Consider the following 20186-nt stretch of genomic DNA (forward strand, 5'->3'; position numbering starts at 1 on the left):
GCCCGTGCCCGAGCCCGAGCCCGGGCCCGCGGTCGCGGCCCGGTGTGGGGACGAGGTGCTCGAGGATCCCACGTCGCCCCCAGGTCATGCGACGGGTGACGTGACCGGCCACGACCCCCGTGTGCCGCGAGGGATGGCCGATCGCCGCCGCCCGTGGACGTCAGAGTGAACGCCTCCCGTTCATGACGTCCACCCGACCGCGGTCGCCGCGGTCCGCGGTGGTGGAAGGCCCACGCTGCCCCGATGCACACGCAACACCACAGGAACCGCCCCGGCGGCGCACCCATCCGGAGGCGGATCGCGGCTCTCGCAGCCGCCGTCCTCACCGCGAGCACCGCTCTCGCCACCGGCGTCCTCGCGCCCGTCGCCGAAGCCCGCACCGTCTCGGATTCGCCCACGGGCTGCGGGTACGGCAGCGGAGGGACTGAAGCGTCCAATCTGTGCTGGTTGGACATGTCCTCGTACGACGAGGGTCAGGCGCGCTCCGCGACCGGCCAGACGATGAGCGCCCGGCTCCCCGGCGGTTACGTCCTGCGATACACCATCAGGACCGCGACGCCCAGCGGGTACCGTGCCGGCACCACGCGTGCTGCGAGCACACCGACGTACAAACAGGCGTACATCGGGACGCAGATCTACCGGGGCATCCCAGGTCGACCGGCACTCGGGTTCGACGACGCGCGGAACGTCGGGGCGCGCTTCGCACTGAGCGACATCCACGTCGAGGACGCGTCGGGGACGCCGGTCACAGGATGGGGCATGGTCGCCGCCGATGCGGAGACCTCGGAGACCCACGAACGGATCGACTTCGCGTCGGACGTTCCGCTCGGTCGCCTCGACGTCCCGGATCCGGCGCGACCCGCATGCAGCGGGGGCGTGACCGGGATCGGATCGACCGCGGTCCGGTGCGAGGGGGGGAGAGGACCATTCGGTGCGCTCGTGCTCCAGGCGAACGAACCGACGTCGATCGAGGCCGTCCTGAGCGAGACCAACCGCAGCGGCGCGGAGGCTGTCGCGTTCGCGTTCGTCACGTCGAGGTTGACCCTGCGGAAGGCGGTCGACGGGCGCTCGAGTCCGTCCGACTCGTTCGACACGGCGATCACGTCACCGCAGGGGACCGTCCTGGCATCCGCGACGACCGGGGGTGCCGACACCTCGACGACGGGGTCGACCACGGTCCTCCCGGACAGCCGTGGAGGCGCGTTCACGCTCTCCGAGACCGCCACCACGGGCACGGGCACCGACCTGTCCGGGTACGCGCAGCAGTGGACCTGCACCAACGCGAACCCCGAGAGCCCGACGCGGTTGCCGTCGGGCGGCGGCACCGTCCAACGCGTGACCCCGGCGGCCGGTGACGACATCACGTGCACGGTCACCAACAGCGCCCGGAGCTACACGGTGAGCAAGTCCGCCTCAGCGACGGTCGCACAGCCGGGGGACCGCGTGTCGTACACGATCACGGTGGCCAACACGGGGAACGTCGACTACACGTCGGAGGACCCCGCGTCGTTCACGGACGACCTGACGGGTGTCCTCGACGACGCCAGATACCGCGACGACGCGTCCGGTGGTGCGGTCGTCACCGGGAAGACGCTCTCCTGGTCGGGCGCGCTCGCAGCCGGTGCGACCCGCACGATCACGTACTCGGTCACGGTGGACGATCCCGACCAGGGTGATCACCGACTCCGCAACGTGGTCGCCCCGTCGTCCCCGGGCGGGACCTGCGGAGCGGCCGGGTGCGCCACGACGACGCCGGTCCGGTCCTACGTCCTGACGAAGACGGCGGACCGTTCCGACGTCGTCGCGGGATCGACCGTCCGCTACACCATCACGGTCGAGAACACGGGCGCGGCCCCGTACACGGACGCGCATCCGGCGTCGTTCGAGGACGACCTCGCCCAGGTCCTCGACGACGCCGCGTACGGCCGGGACGCGACGGCGTCCGGCGGTGCCGTGGCGTACGACGAGCCCGGGCTGCGGTGGTCGGGGCCGTTGGCGGTGGGGGCGAAGGTCACCGTGACGTACTCCGTCCTCGTCGGTGATCCGGGTGGTGGCGGTGACGGCCGGCTCGACAACACCGTCGTCGGCACTGCTCCGGGCGCCAACTGCACGACCACAGACCCGGACCCGGGCTGCACGGCCCACGCCCGCGCCGCCGCCTACACCGTCGAGAAGCGAGCGTCTGTGTCCGCCGCCGACCCGGGCGACGTCGTGACCTACACCGTTCGGGTGTCGAACACCGGCAAGGTCGACTACACGGCCGGGAACCCGGCCTCGTTCACCGACGACCTCTCCGGCGTGTTCGACGACGCCGACCACCAGGGCGACACTCCGGACGGCGCGACGATGTCCGGGAACACCCTCTCCTGGTCGGGGGCCCTGGCCGTGGGGCGGACGAAGACCATCACCTACTCGGTGGCCGTCCACGACCCGGACACGGGCGATCACGAGCTCGTGAACTCCGTCCGACCGACGGCCGCAGGGGGCTCCTGTGGGACGGCAGGGTGCGCCACGACCACGAAGGTGCGCTCCCTGGCGGTGAGCAAGACCGCCGACGTCGACGTCGTCACGCCCGGGGGGACGGTCACCTACACCGTGACGATGCGGAACACCGGTACCGCGGACTACACCGCGGCACACCCGGCGACGTTCGTCGACGACCTGTCGGGGGTGCTCGACGACGCGACCGTCGAGACCCTCCCGGACGACGTCACCTACCGCGAGCCGGAGTTGACGTGGAGCGGCCCGCTCGCCGCCGGCGCATCCGAGGCGTTCACCTACTCCGTGACCGTCGGTGACCGTGCCGCGAGTGACGCCGACGACGTCCTGACCAACACCGTCGTCGCGCCCCACAGCAACTGCCGCTCCGACCTGCAGGACCCGACGTGCGTCGTGCGGGTCCCGGTCCGCTCGTACTCCGTGCAGAAGACGGCCGACACCGACCACGCGGATCCGGGGGACGTCGTCACCTACACGGTGACGGTGGAGAACACCGGGGCCGTCGCGTTCACGGACGAGGACCCGGCGTCCTTCGAGGACGACTTGTCGGCGGTCCTCGACGACGCGACCTACGACCGGGACGCTGACCACGGCGCGACGGTGTCGGACGCCACCCTCGCCTGGTCCGGGGCGCTCGGGGTGGGCGAGACGACGACGGTCTCGTACTCGGTGACCGTCGACGATCCCGACACCGGCGACCGTTCGCTCGTGAACGTCGTCACCCCGAGTGCTCCGGGCGGTGCATGCGTGACCGACGCAGGATGCACGACGACCACGGCGGTCGCGCCTCCCGAGCCCGAGCCCGGCGCGGAGGTCGCGCCGGACGAACCGGTGACCGGCGCGGCGGTGCACACCGGGGGCACGGTCGCCGAGCCCGGGGCGGGCGCGCGCTGGTGGACGGTGCTCCTCGGTGCGGGAGGCACGGCGCTCGCCGGTGTGGTGCTGTTCACGGTCCTCCGGCGTCGCCAGCGGTGACCGATCCGCAGGCGGATCCCGCGCGACGGGGACGTCGGACGGGTCGGCGCCGGCCGCGGGTGCTCCTCGCGGCCGGCGCCCTCGCCGTGCTCATGATCGCCGGTGGCGTGGGCGGGTACTTCCTGGACGCCGGACCCTCAGCGGCCGGAACGGTGGTGGACATGCGCGGCAACGCCGTGCAGCTCGACCCGGAGGGTCCGATCGCGACCCGGCCCGCGACCGGGGCCGGAGCCATGACCGGGGCCGGAACCGTGGCCGGGCAGGAGGAACGGGCCGGCTCCCGGTTCATCGTCAGGTCCCTCGATCTCGACGTGCCCCTCGCTCGGCTCGCCGCCGCCGGCGGGGTCATCACCCCGCCCGGGTTCACGTCCGCCTACGTCGTGGACGGTCTCGGGGCGTCTCTCGCCGAGGGGGACCGCGGCACGGTCTTCGTGGTCATGCACTCCCTCCGCAACGGCGGCCTCGCGCCGGGGAACTTCTTGATCGACGTCGTTCGGCGGCGCGCTTCGGTGGCCCCCGGAACGGTCATCAGCGTCGGCGGTGTCGAGTACCGCGCCAGCACGGCGCGCGTCGTGCCGAAGGGTCGGCTCGCGTCGACGTCGTCGGTCTGGAGGGACGTGCCGGGCCGACTCGTCGTGATCACGTGCCTCCAGCGACCGGACGGCCGCCGCTCCGTCGACAACGTGGTGATCGAGGCGACCCGGGAGTGAGCGGGGCCCGCCACGCGGTGCGGCCGGGAGGCGCGGCTAGGACGCGAAGAACGACCCGATGAACGCGAACACGAGCGCGATCAGCGGGAACGACCCCTGCACCAGCGCGGAGTTGCGGTAGCGGCGACCGGTGGCCCCGAGGATCACCGATGCACCGACCATGCACGCGCAGGCGAAGACGACGAGAGCCCACCCGGTCGCGCTGCTGCCCGTGACGACGAGGACGACCCCGAGCACCGCCCCGATCGCCAGGAAGAGGTTGTAGAAGCCCTGGTTGAACGCCAGTGTCCGGGTCGATCGCGCCTCGGCCTCGTCCGCGATGCCGAACACCTGACGCGTGCGCGGGCTCGTCCAGGCGACGGATTCGAGGAAGAAGATGTAGACGTGCACCAGTCCGGCGAGGACGGCGAACACACACGAGATCCCGAGCACGATCGACATGGGAACCATTGTCCCAGGAGCGGGGAGCTGCCCAGACCACGCCCAGGAGTGGTGTGGACGGCAGTGGTGTCAGCGGGGTGTGTGGGGGAACCCCCGATCAGAGTGCGCGGAACGTCCGCCGCTCCCGGCCCTCCAGATGGGGGATCGCTCCCAGCGTGCCGTACTCCGAGAAGTGGGGCGAGTCGATGTGTGCCTGGAACGCGTCGTCGTCGACGTACTTCTCGAAGATCCGGAACACGCGCGGCTCGGCGTCGTCGACGTAGACCTCGTACACGAGGTTGCCCGGCTCCGCGTGCGTGGCCTCCACGAGGCTCTGCAGGGACTCGGCGACCGTCCCCTCGTGTCCCTCGATCGCGATCCACGTGGCGCTGACGATCGTTGCCATCCTCGACTCCGTTCCCGTGCCTCCCGGCCCGCGTCGGTCCCGGCCGACGCCGGGCGCTGCCGAGCCTAGGCGGGCAGGAGGGCCGTGTCCGGCATCCTCCCCTCCACAGCGCCGACCGCACCGCCGTCGTCCCCACGGTCAGCCGGGAGGCCCCGGCGCGCCCGTCCTGGCGCGTAGCGTCACCGACATGGACCGACCCGTCATCGTGCTCGACGTCAACGAGACCCTCTCCGACCTGTCGGCGCTCACCCCGGCCTTCGAGGCCGAGGGGGCTGCCGGTGCCCTCGCGCAGACCTGGTTCGCCGCCACCCTGCGCGACGGCTTCGCCCTGACGATGGTGGGCGAGTCCCGTTCGTTCGCCGAGGTCGGACGCCCCGTGCTGCTCGGGCTCCTGGCACACGTCGAGGGTCTGCTCGACGAGCCGGCGGATGCGGCTGACGCGATCCTCGGAGCGTTCGCCGAGCTCCCGCCGCACGACGACGTCGCAGCGGGGATCACCGCGCTCGCCGCAGCCGGGCACCGGATCGTGACGCTGTCGAACGGGGCGGGAGCCAACGCACGGGCACTGGTCGAGCGAGCCGGGGTCGCGGACCTGGTCGAGCGGCACATCGGCGTCGAGGACACGGGCGTCATGAAGCCCCACCCGGACGCCTACCGGCGGGGGCTCGCGTCGCTCGGGGTGGAACCGGGCGACGCCGTGCTCGCCGCGGTGCACCCCTGGGACCTGCACGGTGCTCGGCGGGCCGGGCTCCGGACGGCGTTCGTCGACCGCACCGGAGCGCCCTGGCCGGCGGTGTTCGAACGCGCCGAGTTCGCCGTGCCGTCCCTCGTCGAGCTCGCAGGCGTGATCCACATGTGAGTGCTCTCCACAGCCGCTGTCACACAGCGACCCGCGGTGGTGGCCGCCGTTAGGCTCGTCGCATGACCGCCGCCGATCAGCCCTCCGGGACCACCACCGACACCCGAGGAACCCGCTCGGCCTCGCCGTACGAGCGCTCCGCGGTCGACGAGCTCGCGGCGATCCGGCAGAGCATCGACAACATCGACGCGGCCGTCGTGCACATGCTCGCGGAGCGGTTCAAGTACACGCAGCGGGTGGGGTACCTGAAGGCCGCGGCCGGTATGCCGCCGGCGGACCCGGAGCGCGAGCAGGTCCAGGTCGCGCGGCTGCGGTCGCTCGCGGCGGAGTCGCACCTCGACCCCGCCTTCGCCGAGAAGTTCCTCAACTTCATCATCGCCGAGGTGATCCACCACCACGAGCGCATCGCGGTGGGCGACGAGTGACGGACACCGCGGCCGGGGTGGGGCAGGGACTCGCCGCGCTGCGGTTCCTCGTCGGCGGGTACACGGCATCCCGGGGTGGGAACGCGACGGGGATCTCCCTGGTCGAGGCGGACACCGCGGGTGACCTGGCGGCGCGGACCATCGCCGTCGTCGACAACCCCTCGTTCCTCGTGCAGTCCGGCGACAGCGTGTTCGCCGTGTCCGAAGCGGCGGAGGGCAGCGTGCATGCGTTCCGCCGTCACGACGCCACCCTCGAGCACCGTTGGGATGCCCCGAGCCACGGTGCAGACCCCTGCCACGCGCACGTCGATCCGTCCGGCGTCCTGCTGCTCGCGAACTACTCCTCGGGCAGCGTCGGTGCGGTCGCACTCGAACCAGCGGACGTGCACGCCGAGTCGGTCCTCCACGACGGGACCGTCGCGTACGAGCACGGCGCGGGGACCCGGGCCGGAGCCCCGGTCCTCTCGACGACCGGCACCGATCTCCCGCACGGCTCGGGGCCGGTCGTGACGCGGCAGGAGCAGCCGCACGCGCACCAGGTCGTCGCGGGCCGCAACGGCACCGTCCTGGTCTCGGACCTCGGCGGGGACGCGATCCACGAGTACCGCATCGGTGTCGACGATGACGGCGCCCCCGTCATCGACCACGTCCGTCAGCACGCCCTGCTCGCCGGGACGGGGCCCCGGCACATGGCGTGGTGGGGCGACCACCTGCTCGTCAGCGGGGAGCTCGACGGACGGGTGCACCGCCTCCAGGCCGATGCCGACGGCGTCCTGCACGACGTCGAGAGTGCACCCGCGTTCGACGGGCCCGTCGGCGAGACGCTGCTGTCCCACATCGAGGTCGACGACACCGGTCGCGTGTACGTGGCGGCTCGCGGGCGCGACACCATCTGCGTGCTCGATGCCGCGCAGGGGCTGCGACGCCTGGCGGAGGTCCCGTGCGGCGGATCGTGGCCGCGGCACTTCGCCCGCGTCGGCGGGTTCCTCCTCGTCGCGAACGAGCGGTCCGACGGCGTCGCGGTCCTGCCGCTCGACCAGGACGGCATCCCGGGTGTCCCCGTCGCGGTCGTCCCCGTTGGGACCCCGACCTGCATCGTGCCCATCGCCTGAGCCGAGGGTCGGGCAGCCCGGGGCGCCGTGTCCGTGGGCGCCGTGTCCACAGGCCACGCCCGGACCGTCGAAGACAGGCGGAACGGGATCGGTGGGCGGGGTCAGGCCGTGGGGGAGCCCGCCCCCTCGGGCTGGACCACGTTCGCGAGCGGCCGCCCGGCCGCCAGAGCCGCCACCTGCCGCCGCATGAGGTCCACCGTCCGCGGCACGCTCAGACCCGTGTTCCCTCCGACGTGCGGCGTCAACACGGTGTTCGGCGTCGTCCAGAGCGGGTGCCCCCCGGGCAGTGGCTCCGGGTCGGTGACGTCGAGCGCCGCGGACAGGCGCCCGGACGACAACTCGGCCACGAGCGCCTCGGTGTCGACGACCCCACCGCGGGCGACGTTGACGAGCAGGGCGCCGTCGGGCATGGCGGCGAGCAGTTCGGCGGACACCAGCCCGGCCGTCGTGTCGGTGAGCGGGGTGATGAGCACGACCACGTCGGCCGTCGCCACGAGCGTCGGGAGCTCGGTGAACGCGTGCACCTGCCGGCCGTCCTGCTCGCGAGCGGTGCGGGCCACGACGGTGACGTGGGACTTGAACGCCTCGAACCGGTCGGCGATCTCGCGGCCGATCGAGCCGTGGCCGACCACGAGCACCCGCCGTTCCGCGAGCGAGCGCCCGAGCCGAACGGTCCACTCCTGCCGGGTGCGCTCGAGCGTGTGCACGTCGAGGTTCCGGAGCGAGGTCAACGCCAGGCCGACGGCGAGTTCGGCGGTCTCGTCGTCGTGGATCCCGCGGCCGTTCGCGAGCGTGGCGTGTCCGGGCACGTGGGGGAGCGCCCACTCGTACCCCGCGCTCGGGAGCTGCAGGAGCTCGAGCCCGGGCAGGTCGTGCACGTACTGCCAGCGGTGACCGCCGCGGAAGTACGCCGGGATGAGCACGCCGGTGACGGAGGACGGCCGGGGGTGGGGCGACTCGATGTCCCAGACCTCGAGCGTGACGCCGTCGGGCGCGGGCCCGAACAGGTCGAGCATCTCCGCGGTCGGCAGGGTGACGACCGTCATCGTCAGCCGAGCGTCCCCTCGGTGACGGTCTCCTCGACCACGGCACCGAACCGCTCGGGCAGGGTGCTGCCGTGGGTCCGACGGAGCTCGGCGAGCGGCACGGTGAAGGCGCCCTGGAGCTCGAGCGCCTGCGACTCCGCGTCGGTCACGCCGATGCGGAGCACCGGGTACCCGCGGCCGTCGCAGAGTCCCTGGAACCGGACGTCGTCCTCGCGCCGGACGGTGACGAGCACGCGGCCGGTCGACTCCGAGAACAGCGCGGTGGCGAGGTCGATGCCGTCGCGGTCCTCGAGCTCGTCGAGCACGACGCGCGCGCCGATGCCGAACCGCAGCACGGACTCGGCGAGCGACTGCGCGAGCCCGCCGTCGGCGAGGTCGTGCGCGCTCGTCAGCAGCTGCTCGTCGGCCGCGGCGTGCAGGAGGTCCGCGAGGGCCTTCTCCTGGTCGAGGTCGACCGCCGGCGGACGCCCGCCGAGGTGCCCGTGCACGGTGCCGGCCCAGGCCGAGCCGTCGAGCTCGAGCGAGGTCCGTCCGAGCAGGTAGACGTTGTGGCCGTCGTCCTGCCAGCCCGACGGCACCCGCTTGGCGACGTCGTCGATGATCCCGAGGACACCGACCACGGGGGTCGGGTGGATCGGCGTCGTGCCGGTCTGGTTGTAGAACGACACGTTGCCGCCCGTGACGGGGATCCCGAGCTCCATGCAGCCGTCGGCGAGGCCCTCGACCGCCTGCGAGAACTGCCACATCACCTCGGGGTTCTCCGGGGAGCCGAAGTTCAGGCAGTCGGTCACCGCCGCGGGCACCGCACCCGTCGTCGCGACGTTGCGGTAGGCCTCGGCGAGGGCGAGACGGGCGCCCTCCTTGGGGTCGAGGTAGCAGTAGCGGCCGTTGGCGTCCGTGGCGATCGCCACACCGAGGCCGGTCTCCTCGTCGACGCGGATCATGCCGCCGTCGTCGGGGAACGACAGGGCCGTGTTCCCGAGGACGTACGTGTCGTACTGGTTCGTCACCCAGCGCTTGTCCGCCATGTTCGGCGAGCCGAGCACCTGCAGGAACTGGGTGCGGAGGTCCTCGCCCTCGAACGGACGGTCGAGCGAGGCCGCGCTGTCCTCTTGCACCGCGTCGATCCAGGTCGGGTAGGCGACGGGCCGGTCGTACACGGGGCCGTCGACCGCGACGGTGCGGGGGTCGACGTTGACGATCTCCTGCCCCTGCCAGTCGATGACCAGGCGGCCGGTGCCGGTGACCTCGCCGAGGACGCTCGTCTCGACGTCCCACTTGGCGGTGACCGCGAGGAACGCGTCGAGCTTGTCCGGCCGGACGACGGCCATCATGCGCTCCTGGCTCTCCGACATGAGGATCTCCTCGGCCGTGAGCGTGGGGTCGCGGAGCAGCACGTCGTCGAGCGAGATGTGCATGCCGCCGTCGCCGTTCGACGCGAGCTCCGAGGTCGCGCACGAGATGCCGGCCGCGCCGAGGTCCTGGATGCCCTCGACGAGGCCAGCGCGGAACAGCTCGAGGCAGCACTCGATCAGGACCTTCTCGGCGAACGGGTCGCCGACCTGGACCGCCGGACGCTTGGTCGGGCCGCCCTCGGTGAACGTGTCGGAGGCGAGGATCGACGCGCCACCGATGCCGTCGCCTCCCGTCCGGGCGCCGAACAGGACGATCTTGTTGCCGGTGCCCGACGCGTTCGCCAGGTGCAGGTCCTCGTGCTTGAGGACCCCCACCGCGAGCGCGTTCACCAGGGGGTTCCCCTGGTAGATCGGGTCGAAGTAGGTCTCGCCGCCGATGTTCGGCAGGCCCAGGCAGTTGCCGTAGAACGAGATGCCCCCGACGACGCCGTGCACGACGCGCGCGGTGTCCTCGGCGTCGATGGCGCCGAACCGAAGCTGGTCCATGACCGCCACCGGGCGGGCACCCATCGAGATGATGTCGCGGACGATGCCCCCGACGCCCGTGGCCGCGCCCTGGTACGGCTCGACGTAGGACGGGTGGTTGTGGGACTCGACCTTGAACGTGACGGCGTAGCCGTTGCCGACGTCGACGACGCCGGCGTTCTCGCCCATGCCGACCATGAGCCGCTTGGTCATCTCCGGCGTGACCTTCCGGCCGAACTGCCGCAGGTAGTTCTTCGACGACTTGTACGAGCAGTGCTCGCTCCACATCACCGAGTACATGGCGAGCTCGCCCGAGGTGGGGCGGCGGCCGAGGATCTCGCGGATTCGCGCGTACTCGTCGGCCGTGAGCCCGAGGGCCTCGTACGGCTGCTCCTTGTCGGGCGTCGCGGCGGCGTCCTGCACGGTGTCGGGAGCCGGGACCCCTCGGCCGCCCGCGGACGGACCGCCAGCGGCGCCAGCGGGAGCGGGCCCGGGGATCGTCGGCGCCTCGGCGACCGGGGCGCCCGGCGCGGTCGTGGCGGGCTCGGGCGCGAACTGCGCGTGGGCGTCGGACTGCTGGGCGTCGGTCACGGCTGCGGAGGCTCCTGGTCGCGGGCGTCGACGGTTCGGCGCCGGGTGGTCACGTCGGTGCTCGCCGTGTGACGAGCGGGGGTGCTCGTCACCGGACGAGCGTCGACTCGATGACCGAGGTGAAGAAGGTGAGACCGTCGGTGCCCGAGGACATCGCGGCGGGGGTGTCCGGCCCGAACCCGGGCTCGGTGGCGTGCTCGGGGTGCGGCATGAGCCCGACGACGTTCCCGCGCTCGTTCGAGACACCGGCGATGTCGTCGATGGAGCCGTTCGGGTTGACCCCGACGTACCGGAAGACGACCTGCCCCTCGCCCTCGATGCGCTTGATCGTCTCGCTGTCGGCGACGAACCGGCCGTCGGCGTTCTTGAGCGGGATGGTGATCTCCTGCTCGGGCGCGAACCCGCTCGTCCACGCGGTCTCGGCGTTCTCGACGCGCAGCTTCTGGTCGCGCCGGATGAACTGCTGGTGTGCGTTCCGGGTGTGCGCGCCGGGGACGAGCCGGGCCTCCGCGAGCATCTGGAACCCGTTGCAGATGCCGAGCACCGGCATCCCCTTGTCGGCGGCGTCGATGACCTCGGCCATGATCGGCGCCTTCGCGGCGATCGCACCGGCGCGCAGGTAGTCCCCGTACGAGAACCCGCCGGGCAGCACGATGCCGTCGACGCCCTGGAGGTCGTGGTCGCCGTGCCAGAGCGCGACCGGCTCGGCACCGGCCAGGCGGACGGCGCGCTGGGCGTCGCGGTCGTCCAGCGATCCGGGGAACGTGATGACGCCGATGCGCACCGGGGTCACTCGCCCTCGACGTGGACGGAGACGACGTCCTCGATCACGGCGTTCGAGAAGACGTCGGCAGCGATCCCGCGGACCTCGTCGAGCTTGGCGTCGTCGACAGGCCCGTCGACGGACACCTCGAACCGCTTGCCGATGCGGACGTTCGTGAGGTCGGACTTGCCGAGGCGGGCCAGGGCGCCGCCCACGGCCTTCCCCTGGGGGTCGAGGATCTCTGCCTTCGGCATGACTTCGACGACGATCGTGGGCACCTTGTCAACTCCAACAGGGGTCGGGGGGAAGGGACCAGCCGAGTCTACCCTTGCGTCCGGTTGTTCCAAGGCGTATATTCCACGTCGAATAATCGGCGTCGGACAACCAGGACGGGAGGCCCTCCATGCCGGACATGACACCGCTCGCGTTCGCCGCGCTCGCGCTGCTCGCCGAGCGCCCCATGCACCCGTACGAGATGTTCCAGACGATGGTGCTCCGGAAGGAGGACCGGAACGTCAAGGTGCGCCCGGGCACGCTCTACCACCAGGTCGGGCGACTGACGCAACTCGGATACCTGGTCGAGCAGGGCACGGACCGCGAGGGCAACCGGCCCGAGCGCACCACCTACGCCATCACGGAGCAGGGGCGGGCGGTGCTCCGCGAGCAGCTCCTGACGATGCTCGCGACCCCGGCCGAGGAGTACCCCGAGTTCCCGCTCGCCATCGCCGAGGCGCACAACCTGCCCCGCGTCGAGGTCCTCGACACCCTCGGCACGCGGATCGCCGCGCTCCGGGAACGGACGGCCTTCCTCGACGAGGCGTACGAGAGCGTCACCTCGAAGCACCTCCCCGAGCGCTACTGGCTCGACCTGGCGTACCAGCGCACCGTGCTCGCCGCCGAACTCGCGGCGGTCGAGCAGGTCGTCGACCGCCTCACCACGGGCGACCTCGACTGGGAGGGCGCGGACGACCACCCCGACGCCCTCGCGTACCACGCGACTGACCACCACAAGGAAGCAGAACCGAACGCATGACCACCGAACGCAAGCCCTGGCCGGCCCTCTGGGCCCTCGTCATCGGCTTCTTCATGATCCTCGTCGACTCGACCATCGTGTCCGTCGCGACCCCCACCATCGAGCGGAAGCTCGACGCCGACATCGACTCCGTCATCTGGGTGACGAGCGCCTACCTGCTCGCGTACGCCGTGCCGCTCCTCATCACCGGTCGCCTCGGTGACCGCTTCGGCCCGAAGACGATGTACCAGATCGGGCTCGTCGTCTTCACCCTGTCCAGTCTCTGGTGCGGGCTGTCCGGCTCGATCGGCATGCTCATCGTCGCCCGCGTCGTGCAGGGCCTCGGTGCCGCGATGATGACCCCGCAGACCATGGCGACCATCACGCGGATGTTCCCGCCCGAGCGCCGTGGTGCCGCCATGGGCCTCTGGGGTGCCACGGCCGGCGTCGCGACCCTCGTCGGACCGATCGCGGGCGGCCTGCTCGTCGACGGCCTCGGCTGGCAGTGGATCTTCTTCGTGAACGTGCCCGTCGGCGTCGTCGCCTTCGTGCTCGCGCAGCGGCTCGTCCCGACGTTCGACACGCACGCGCACTCGTTCGACGTCCTCGGCATCGTGCTCAGCGCCGCTGGGCTGTTCCTGCTCGTCTTCGGCATCCAGGAGGGCGGGACCTACGACTGGGGCACCATCACGGGCCCGATCTCCGTCTGGTCGCTCATCATCGCCGGCATCGTCGTGCTCGCCGCGTTCGTGGTGTGGCAGGGCGTGCAGAAAGGTGAGCCGCTCCTCCCGCTCGGCCTGTTCGCGGACCGCAACTTCTCGCTCGCCAACCTGGCCATCACGGCCGTCGGCGTCTCGATCTCGTCCTTCGCGCTGCCGGTGACGCTCTGGGCGCAGGACGTCACGGCGTTCTCGCCGACGCAGGCCGCGCTCCTCCTCACGCCCATGGCCGTGCTCTCCGCGGGGCTCGCGCCGTTCGTCGGGCGCAACATGCACCGCGTGAACCCGAAGTGGATCGGGGCGTTCGGGCTCGCCTGCACCTCGGCCGGGCTGTTCTGGATCGGCTCCCTCATCGCCGGCAACGCGGCCTGGGGTTGGATCCTGCTCCCCGCGCTGCTGCTCGGCCTCGGCAACGCCTGCATGTGGGGGCCGCTGTCCGTCACCGCCACCCGGAACCTGCCGCCGCGCCTCGCCGGCGCCGGCTCCGGCGTCTACAACACGACACGGCAGATCGGCGCCGTGCTCGGTTCCGCCGGCATCGCCGCGCTCATGGAGTCGCGGATCTCCGCCGAGTTCCCCCACTCGGGAGGCGCGGGGAACTCCGGCAGCGCCTCCTCCGCGATCGGGGTGCTCCCGTCGTTCCTCAAGCTGCCGTTCAGCACCGCGATGGGGCAGGCGCTCGTGCTCCCCGCGGCCGTGCTGATCGTGGCGATCGTCGCCGCGCTGTTCTTCGCGAAGCCGAAGGCCGCGGCGTGGGGCGGGGCCGGTCGTCCGGCTGCGGGTGCGGGTGCCTCGGCGCAGGCCGGTGCCCCTGCCGCGGCGGCGGGTACTCCGGTCGGTGCCGGTGCCGGTGCCGGTGCCGGTGCCGGTGCCGGTGCCGGTGCTCCGGCGCGGGCTGGCGCCAGGGCGGAGGCCGGTGCGACCGCTGTCCCGGCCACCGTCGGCCCGACCACGGACGCGACGCCGACCATCCTCGAGTAGCCACGCTCGGCCTCCCGGCCCCGCCGTCCCATGCACCTGCATGTGGCGACGGGGCCGCCGTCGTTCGACCGCGGGAGTGTCGGGAACCGGTGGAAGCGGGGGCCCCGGAAGGGGGGACGGCGGGTCAGGCCTGGCGGCGGAACCGGTCGAGGTGTTCCCGCGTCATGGCCTCGACCTCCTCGTCGGACAGCTCGTCGATGCTGCGGGCCTCGCGGCGGTCCGTCCGCTGCCACCGGATGAACAGCGCGATGAGGATCGGGATGTCCCCGACCTCGGCGATGAACCAGAGCAGGTCCGCCGCCAGGTGCTGGTCCTGCAGGGCGGACGGCGCCCACGACGGCCCGACGAGCCCGACGCCCGCGTGGTCCATGACGTGGTTCGTGATCCGCATGACGACCCCGGGCACGGCGTCGAGCAGCAGCTCCACGAACGCGAGCAGGAACTCCGCCGTGAGGAACGTCGTGGAGCGCAGCACGCCCGGCTCCGAGATCGGCGCGACGAGCGCGAACCCGAGCATCGGGACGAACACGGTGATGACGACCTCCCACACGCCCGACGTGCGGATCGTCGCCGCGAGCGGGGTGAGGAGCACCGCGAACACCGCGAGCGCGACGAGCGGCGACACGATCGCGTTGCCGAGCAGCCGGACCGCCCGCGAGTGCAGCAGACCGTCGACGACGCGGACGCTCCGCTCGGAGCCCGCCAGACGGACGAGCGTGAGCGGGCCGCCGAGCGCGGCGAAGGTCGGCACGGCGATGAGCAGCAGCGCGAGCCGGAGGACGAACGCCCAGCGGAGTTCCCGGTCGTACACGCCGGTGATCCCGAACTGCAGGACCGCGAACAGCACGAGGGCCGCGACGAAGCCGAGCACCCGCGCTGCCGACCACTGGTGTCCGCGGCGACGTGCGATGACGAGCCACCGCCCGTACGCCACCGCAGCGACGACGAGCATCACGGCCGCGAGCGGGTCGAGGTGCCAGGTGCTCCAGAAGACGGCGGGCGTGGGCGTGGGGTGCCTCCTGGCGTGCGGGGACGCGGCTCGCGCGGGAGCCGCGGCGGTGGAGGTTCCATTGTCGGTCCACGGCGACCGTCCGGCACGCTCCGCCTCGGTGAGATTCGGCTCAGCCCCGCTGTGCTCCGCACCGGGTGCCGTCGCGGCAGACCGGCATCCGGCTCAGACCAGCTGCGCGTCCCAGTGCAGTTCGCCGCCCGGCCAGTCCTCGAGCGTCGCGCGGACGGGCAGCACGAGCCACCCCTCGTCGTCGACGACGGTGAGGCCCGCCCCGTCGGCGGTGAAGGCCGAGTACCAGCCCGCGGTGTCGGAGAGCAGCCGCCAGCCGGCCGAGCCGTAGAACGGCACGCGGTCCTCGCCCGTCCCGAGCAGGCCGAAGGGGACCGCGAGCTCGTCGAGCACCGCCGCGGTCCGCGCCAGGAGCTCGCCACCGAGCCCCCGGCCCTGGAGGCGCGGGGTCACCCCGACGAGCCCGACCGCCCCGACGAGCTGGTCGCGTCCGCCGACGGTCACGAACATCCGCCGGATCCCGACGTGCGCGACGACGACGTCGTCCACGGTCGCGATCACCCGCCGTTCGGGCTGCATCCCGCTCCAGCTCCGCCCGCCGACGTACCAGTGGTCCCAGTCCGGGAACGCCTGCGCGAGCATCGTCGCGATGGCCTCGTGGTCGGTGAGGGTGAGGTCGCCCTCGCGGACGACGGTCCACTCGGGTGCGGGCTCGGTCATCGCTCCATCCTGCCCCGGCTCAGACCTCGAGCGAGAACCCGCCGTCGGACTTCAGCAGCTGCCCGTTCACCCAGCCGCCCTCGGGCGAGCAGAGGAACCCGACGAGCGCGGCCGTGTCCGCGGGGGTGCCGAGTCGACCGCCCGGGGTCCGCCCGAGCACCATCTCGACGACCTCGGGCGTCATCCACCCGGTGTCGTTCGGTCCGGGGTTCACGAGGTTCGCCGCGACACCGAGGTCGGCGAGCTCCTTGGCGGCGGCCAGGACGATCCGGTCGAGCGCGCCCTTGCTCATGCCGTACGCCAGGTTGAACGCGGTGTGGTCGCTCGTCAGCGCGACGATCCGGCGCCGCTCCCGCGGAACGTCGGCGGCCGTGCCCCGCAGTGCCTCGGCGTACGCCTGGATCATCAGGAACGTGGCCCGGGCGTTCACCGCGACGTGCCGGTCGAAGGCCTCGACCGTCGTGGTCGCGATCGACGAGTCGACCGACTCGGCGTGCGACAGCACGAGCGCCGCCACCGGTGCGTCGAGCGCCGCCGCCGCCGCGGGCACGAGTCCCGCCGCCTGGTCCGCCTCCGCCAGGTCGACCGGGAGGCGCGCCACTCGGGCACCGGCAGCGGCGCAGGCCTCGACCACCGCGTCGACCCCCTCGGGGTCCGGTGCGCCGTACACGCGCTCGTCGTACGGACCCCACCAGCTGAAGGCGAGGTCCCAGCCGTCCGCCGCCAGCCGTTCCGCGAGCGCCGCCGCGATGCCCGCGCGGCGCCCGACCCCCGTCACGAGCGCGACCGGTCGCGCTGATGTCCCTCGGTCGACCACGTCGTCGTCCTCCCCGTCGGCTGTCTCGTCCGCCTCGGACATCATGGCCTCGCTGATGACCGTCGACGGGCGGCACACGCCGGAACGGAGATCAGCGGTGGCAGCCCCCGGTGCCGAGCCGGACGTGGACGACCTCGTCGACGTGCAGCGTCGTGCGCAGCGTGCAGAGCCCCGACGCGCGGACCGTGATGCGCCCGAGCGGCACCCCGGCGAAGTCGGACGACTGCCCGGGGAGCATCGACTGGTGCTCGACGAGCTGCCCGTCGGCGTCGAGCACCTGCACGTTGTAGCGGTGTCCCTGCGCGGCGTCGGTGCTCACGTCGACGCTCACCCGACCCGTGCTGTCGTGGACGGAACAGCCCGCCAGGCCGGTGACGAGGCCTGCGGCCAGAGCGATGGAGCACAGGACGCGAGGCACGGATCCAGCGTACGTCGCGCCTCCCGGACCGGTGCTCGGAGCGTGACCGGCCGGTGCCGTGCTGCGATGCGGCGGGTCAGGCGCCGAGGCGTTCGATGAGCTCCCGGTACCGCGCTGCGGTCCGCTCGACGATCTCGTCGGGCAGCACGGGCGGGGTGCCCTGCCCGTCCCAGTGCTCGGTGAGCCAGTTCCGCACGATCTGCTTGTCGAACGACGCCGTGCGGTCGCCGCCCTCGTGGGCCTCGGCGTCCCAGTAGCGGCTCGAGTCGCTCGTCAGGACCTCGTCCGCGATCCGGATCTGCCCGGCGGCGTCGTGGCCGAACTCGAACTTCGTGTCCGCGATGACGACCCCGCGCTGCAGGGCGATCGCGGCCGCGGACTCGTACACGTGCAGGGACATGTCGCGGAGCGCGGCGGCGACGTCCGGCCCGACGAGCTCGACCGTCCGCTCGTAGGTGATGTTCTCGTCGTGGGCGCCCTGCGGGGCCTTGTACGCGGGGGTGTAGATCGGCTCGGGCAGCCGGTCGCCGTTCGACAGCCCCGCGGGCAGGGCGACGCCGCACACGCTCCCGGTCTCCTGGTACTCCGCCCAGCCGCTGCCGACGAGGTACCCTCGCACGACGCACTCGATCGGGAACATCGTGAGCGGCCGGACGCGCATCGACCGTGCCGCCACGGCCTCCGGTACGGGCGTGCCCTGGTGGGTCTCGCCGAGCAGGTGGTTCGGGACGTCCCCGAGCTGCGCGAACCAGAACCGCGACAGCCGCGTGAGCAGCTCGCCCTTGCCGGGGATCGGCGGTTCGAGCGCGTGGTCGAACGCGCTGACGCGGTCGCTCGCGACGAGCAGGAGCTCGGTCGCGGTCGCCGGGGAGGCCGCGCTCGCCGGCACGTACAGGTCACGGACCTTGCCGGTCGCGACGTGCCGCCAGCCCTCGAGCTCCGCTGCGGTCGCGGGGCGCACGCCCCCCGTCTCCGCGGCGGTCACCGTGCCACCCGCGCCGCGATGTCGGTGCGGTACTGCGCGCCCTCGAGGTGGATCCGGGACAGGCCGGCGTAGGCCCGGGCACGCGCCTGTTCGAACGAGTCACCGATCGCGACGACGTTGAGCACCCGGCCGCCCGTGGCGATGAGCTGTCCCTCGAGCATCCCCGTCGCGGCGTGCAGGACGGTCACGCCCTCGAGTGCCGCGGCGTCGTCGAGCCCGGTGATCGGCCGACCGGTGACGGGGTTGTCGGGGTAGCCCTCGCTCGCGAGCACGACGGTGACGGCGGCACCGGGCGCGAACTCCGGACGCGGGGTCTGGCCGAGCCGTCCGGTCGCGGCGGCGAGCATGAGCGCGCTGAGCGGCGTCACGAGGCGGGGGAGCACCACCTGGGTCTCCGGATCGCCGAACCGCGCGTTGAACTCGATGACGCGGACGCCCTGCTCGGTGACGATGAGGCCGCAGTAAAGGAGCCCGATGAACGGGGTGCCCTCGTGCTCGAGCCGGCGGACCGTCGGCAGCGCCACGAGTTCGGTGACCTCGTCGACGAAGGCCCGCTCGGAGCCCCAGCGTTCGTCGAGCCACGGCAGGCGCGAGTACGCCCCCATGCCGCCGGTGTTCGGCCCGACGTCGCCGTCCCCGAGCCGCTTGTAGTCCTGCGCGGGGGTCATCGGCAGCACGTCGTGGCCGTCGCTGAAGAAGAAGAGCGAGACCTCCTCGCCGTCGAGGAACTCCTCGATGACGACGTGGCCGTACTGGAGCCAGTAGGTCGCGTGCTCGACGGCGGCCTGGCGGTCCTCGGTCACGAGCACGCCCTTGCCGGCCGCCAGCCCGTCCGCCTTGACGACGTACGGCGCGCCGAGGCGGTCCAGGGCGGCCTCGACCTCGTCCGCCGTTCCCACGTGGGCGGCCTCGCCCGTCGGGACCCCGGCCTCGGCCATGATCCGCTTGGCGAACGCCTTGGAGCCCTCGATCCGCGCCGCGGCCTTGCCCGGCCCGAACACCGCGATGCCGCGCGTCCGGAGCGCGTCCGCGACGCCCTCGACGAGCGGGGCCTCCGGGCCGATCACGACGAGTTCGATGCCGTTCTCGATCGCGTACTCCGTCACGAGCCCGCGGTTCGTCGCGTCGAGCCCGACCGTCTCGACGTCGGCGGCGATACCGGTGTTGCCCGGGGCTGCGGTGATGACGTGGCCGGCGTCCTCCGCGAGGAGCGCGGCGATGATCGCGTGCTCACGGGCACCGGAACCGAGAACGAGGATGCGCACGGCCACAGCCTACCGAGCGACGGTCGACCGCCGGCCCGGGCGGTACGCTGACGCCGTGCCCCGCAGGACCATCGACGCCGCCGAGGGCGCCGCCGCGCTCGCCGCCGTGCAGGGCGGAGCCACCGATCGCACGTCCACCGCGACCGCCGTGCGGTGGACGCTCCAGGAACTCGCCGACACCGTGCCGGGCAACAGCGTCGAGGTCCGTGTCCCCCCGTACGGAGCCGTCCAGGCCGTTCCGGGTCCGCGCCACACGCGCGGCACGCCGCCGAACGTGGTCGAGACCGATGCCGCGACCTGGATCGCCCTCGCCACGGGGGCGATCTCCTGGGCCGAGGCGGTCGGAGCCGCGCGCGTGACGGCGTCGGGATCACGCGCCGACCTGGCCCCGTTCCTCCCGGTCCGCCTGCCGCGCGCCTGACCGCGCTCGATCGGTCCGGTTGTCCCCCGTGTCCCTCGGGCGGGTGACAGATTTAGGTACCTGCTTACCGATGCCGACCGGTGGGTCCCCTCGTTAGCGTTGGTGACGCCACCGGGAGGCGGGCCCGACCCGAACGGGCCC

At 72.6% G+C, this 20186-nt stretch carries 20 protein-coding genes; 8 read left to right on the forward strand and 12 right to left on the reverse strand.

Annotated features, from left to right (window positions below; all coding sequences use genetic code 11):
• The first annotated feature begins 453 nt into the window (after positions 1-453).
• On the forward strand, positions 454-3474 hold the full coding sequence (locus DEI92_RS03305; RefSeq protein ID WP_111012309.1) for a DUF11 domain-containing protein: 3021 nt from the start codon (positions 454-456) through the stop codon (positions 3472-3474).
• The gene (locus DEI92_RS03310) at positions 3471-4184 is read left to right on the forward strand and encodes a class F sortase (protein WP_111012310.1); all 714 of its coding nucleotides are present in this window, start codon (positions 3471-3473) and stop codon (positions 4182-4184) included. Before DEI92_RS03305 ends, DEI92_RS03310 begins: the two co-directional genes overlap by 4 nt.
• A gap of 36 nt (positions 4185-4220) precedes the next feature.
• Here DEI92_RS03310 and DEI92_RS03315 read toward each other — a convergent pair whose 3' ends face one another.
• Complete coding sequence (locus DEI92_RS03315) at positions 4221-4625, reverse strand: DUF1304 domain-containing protein (protein WP_181434616.1); 405 nt, start codon at positions 4623-4625, stop codon at positions 4221-4223.
• 97 nt (positions 4626-4722) lie between these two features.
• On the reverse strand, positions 4723-5010 hold the full coding sequence (locus tag DEI92_RS03320) for a putative quinol monooxygenase (RefSeq protein WP_111011559.1): 288 nt from the start codon (positions 5008-5010) through the stop codon (positions 4723-4725).
• 187 nt (positions 5011-5197) lie between these two features.
• On the opposite strand from DEI92_RS03320, the gene DEI92_RS03325 reads away from it, so the two are divergent.
• The 3 genes from DEI92_RS03325 (at position 5198) to DEI92_RS03335 (ending at position 7406) form a co-directional block, all read left to right on the forward strand.
• Positions 5198-5869, forward strand: a complete 672-nt coding sequence (locus tag DEI92_RS03325) for a haloacid dehalogenase type II (protein WP_111012311.1) — start codon at positions 5198-5200, stop codon at positions 5867-5869.
• A 62-nt stretch (positions 5870-5931) separates the two neighbouring features.
• The gene (locus DEI92_RS03330) at positions 5932-6294 is read left to right on the forward strand and encodes a chorismate mutase (RefSeq protein WP_111011557.1); all 363 of its coding nucleotides are present in this window, start codon (positions 5932-5934) and stop codon (positions 6292-6294) included.
• The gene (locus DEI92_RS03335) at positions 6291-7406 is read left to right on the forward strand and encodes a beta-propeller fold lactonase family protein (protein ID WP_111012312.1); all 1116 of its coding nucleotides are present in this window, start codon (positions 6291-6293) and stop codon (positions 7404-7406) included. Before DEI92_RS03330 ends, DEI92_RS03335 begins: the two co-directional genes overlap by 4 nt.
• A gap of 101 nt (positions 7407-7507) precedes the next feature.
• On the opposite strand, the gene DEI92_RS03340 is transcribed toward DEI92_RS03335, so the two are convergent.
• From DEI92_RS03340 to DEI92_RS03355, 4 genes are all read right to left on the reverse strand, one after another.
• Positions 7508-8452 carry a 2-hydroxyacid dehydrogenase gene (locus tag DEI92_RS03340; RefSeq protein ID WP_111012313.1) on the reverse strand — a complete coding sequence of 315 codons (945 nt, stop codon included), beginning with the start codon at positions 8450-8452 and terminating at the stop codon, positions 7508-7510.
• Positions 8453-8454: 2 nt separating this feature from the next.
• On the reverse strand, positions 8455-10755 hold the full coding sequence (gene purL / locus DEI92_RS03345; RefSeq protein ID WP_111012426.1) for a phosphoribosylformylglycinamidine synthase subunit PurL: 2301 nt from the start codon (positions 10753-10755) through the stop codon (positions 8455-8457).
• Positions 10756-11011: 256 nt separating this feature from the next.
• Positions 11012-11707, reverse strand: a complete 696-nt coding sequence (purQ, locus tag DEI92_RS03350; RefSeq protein ID WP_111012427.1) for a phosphoribosylformylglycinamidine synthase subunit PurQ — start codon at positions 11705-11707, stop codon at positions 11012-11014.
• Positions 11708-11712: 5 nt separating this feature from the next.
• Positions 11713-11964, reverse strand: coding sequence for a phosphoribosylformylglycinamidine synthase subunit PurS (locus DEI92_RS03355; protein WP_111011554.1), 252 nt, complete (start codon positions 11962-11964; stop codon positions 11713-11715).
• A gap of 125 nt (positions 11965-12089) precedes the next feature.
• On the opposite strand from DEI92_RS03355, the gene DEI92_RS03360 reads away from it, so the two are divergent.
• Together DEI92_RS03360 and DEI92_RS03365 are read left to right on the forward strand one after the other, a co-directional pair.
• Positions 12090-12719: a PadR family transcriptional regulator gene (locus DEI92_RS03360; protein WP_111012314.1), complete on the forward strand. Its 630-nt coding sequence runs from the start codon at positions 12090-12092 to the stop codon at positions 12717-12719.
• On the forward strand, positions 12716-14398 hold the full coding sequence (locus DEI92_RS03365; protein WP_111012315.1) for a DHA2 family efflux MFS transporter permease subunit: 1683 nt from the start codon (positions 12716-12718) through the stop codon (positions 14396-14398). Before DEI92_RS03360 ends, DEI92_RS03365 begins: the two co-directional genes overlap by 4 nt.
• Before the next feature lie 124 nt (positions 14399-14522).
• On the opposite strand, the gene DEI92_RS03370 is transcribed toward DEI92_RS03365, so the two are convergent.
• The 6 genes from DEI92_RS03370 to purD form a co-directional block, all read right to left on the reverse strand.
• The gene (locus DEI92_RS03370; protein ID WP_111012428.1) at positions 14523-15350 is read right to left on the reverse strand and encodes a cytochrome c oxidase assembly protein; all 828 of its coding nucleotides are present in this window, start codon (positions 15348-15350) and stop codon (positions 14523-14525) included.
• Between the two features lie 222 nt (positions 15351-15572).
• Entirely contained in the window at positions 15573-16139 is a 567-nt protein-coding gene (locus DEI92_RS03375) for a GNAT family N-acetyltransferase (protein WP_111012316.1), read from the reverse strand.
• Between the two features lie 19 nt (positions 16140-16158).
• Positions 16159-16956 (reverse strand): SDR family oxidoreductase, encoded by a 798-nt coding sequence (locus DEI92_RS03380; RefSeq protein WP_258370022.1) that lies wholly within the window; start codon positions 16954-16956, stop codon positions 16159-16161.
• Between the two features lie 91 nt (positions 16957-17047).
• Positions 17048-17374, reverse strand: coding sequence for a hypothetical protein (locus DEI92_RS03385; protein WP_111027219.1), 327 nt, complete (start codon positions 17372-17374; stop codon positions 17048-17050).
• Between the two features lie 76 nt (positions 17375-17450).
• Complete coding sequence (locus DEI92_RS03390; RefSeq protein WP_258370023.1) at positions 17451-18359, reverse strand: phosphoribosylaminoimidazolesuccinocarboxamide synthase; 909 nt, start codon at positions 18357-18359, stop codon at positions 17451-17453.
• Entirely contained in the window at positions 18356-19624 is a 1269-nt protein-coding gene (purD, locus tag DEI92_RS03395; RefSeq protein WP_111012430.1) for a phosphoribosylamine--glycine ligase, read from the reverse strand. Before purD ends, DEI92_RS03390 begins: the two co-directional genes overlap by 4 nt.
• Before the next feature lie 55 nt (positions 19625-19679).
• On the opposite strand from purD, the gene DEI92_RS03400 reads away from it, so the two are divergent.
• Entirely contained in the window at positions 19680-20045 is a 366-nt protein-coding gene (locus tag DEI92_RS03400) for a sterol carrier family protein (RefSeq protein ID WP_111011548.1), read from the forward strand.
• Positions 20046-20186: the final 141 nt, after the last annotated feature.

The sequence above is a fragment of the Curtobacterium sp. MCBD17_034 genome, from assembly GCF_003234515.1.
Taxonomy (GTDB): Bacteria; Actinomycetota; Actinomycetes; order Actinomycetales; family Microbacteriaceae; genus Curtobacterium.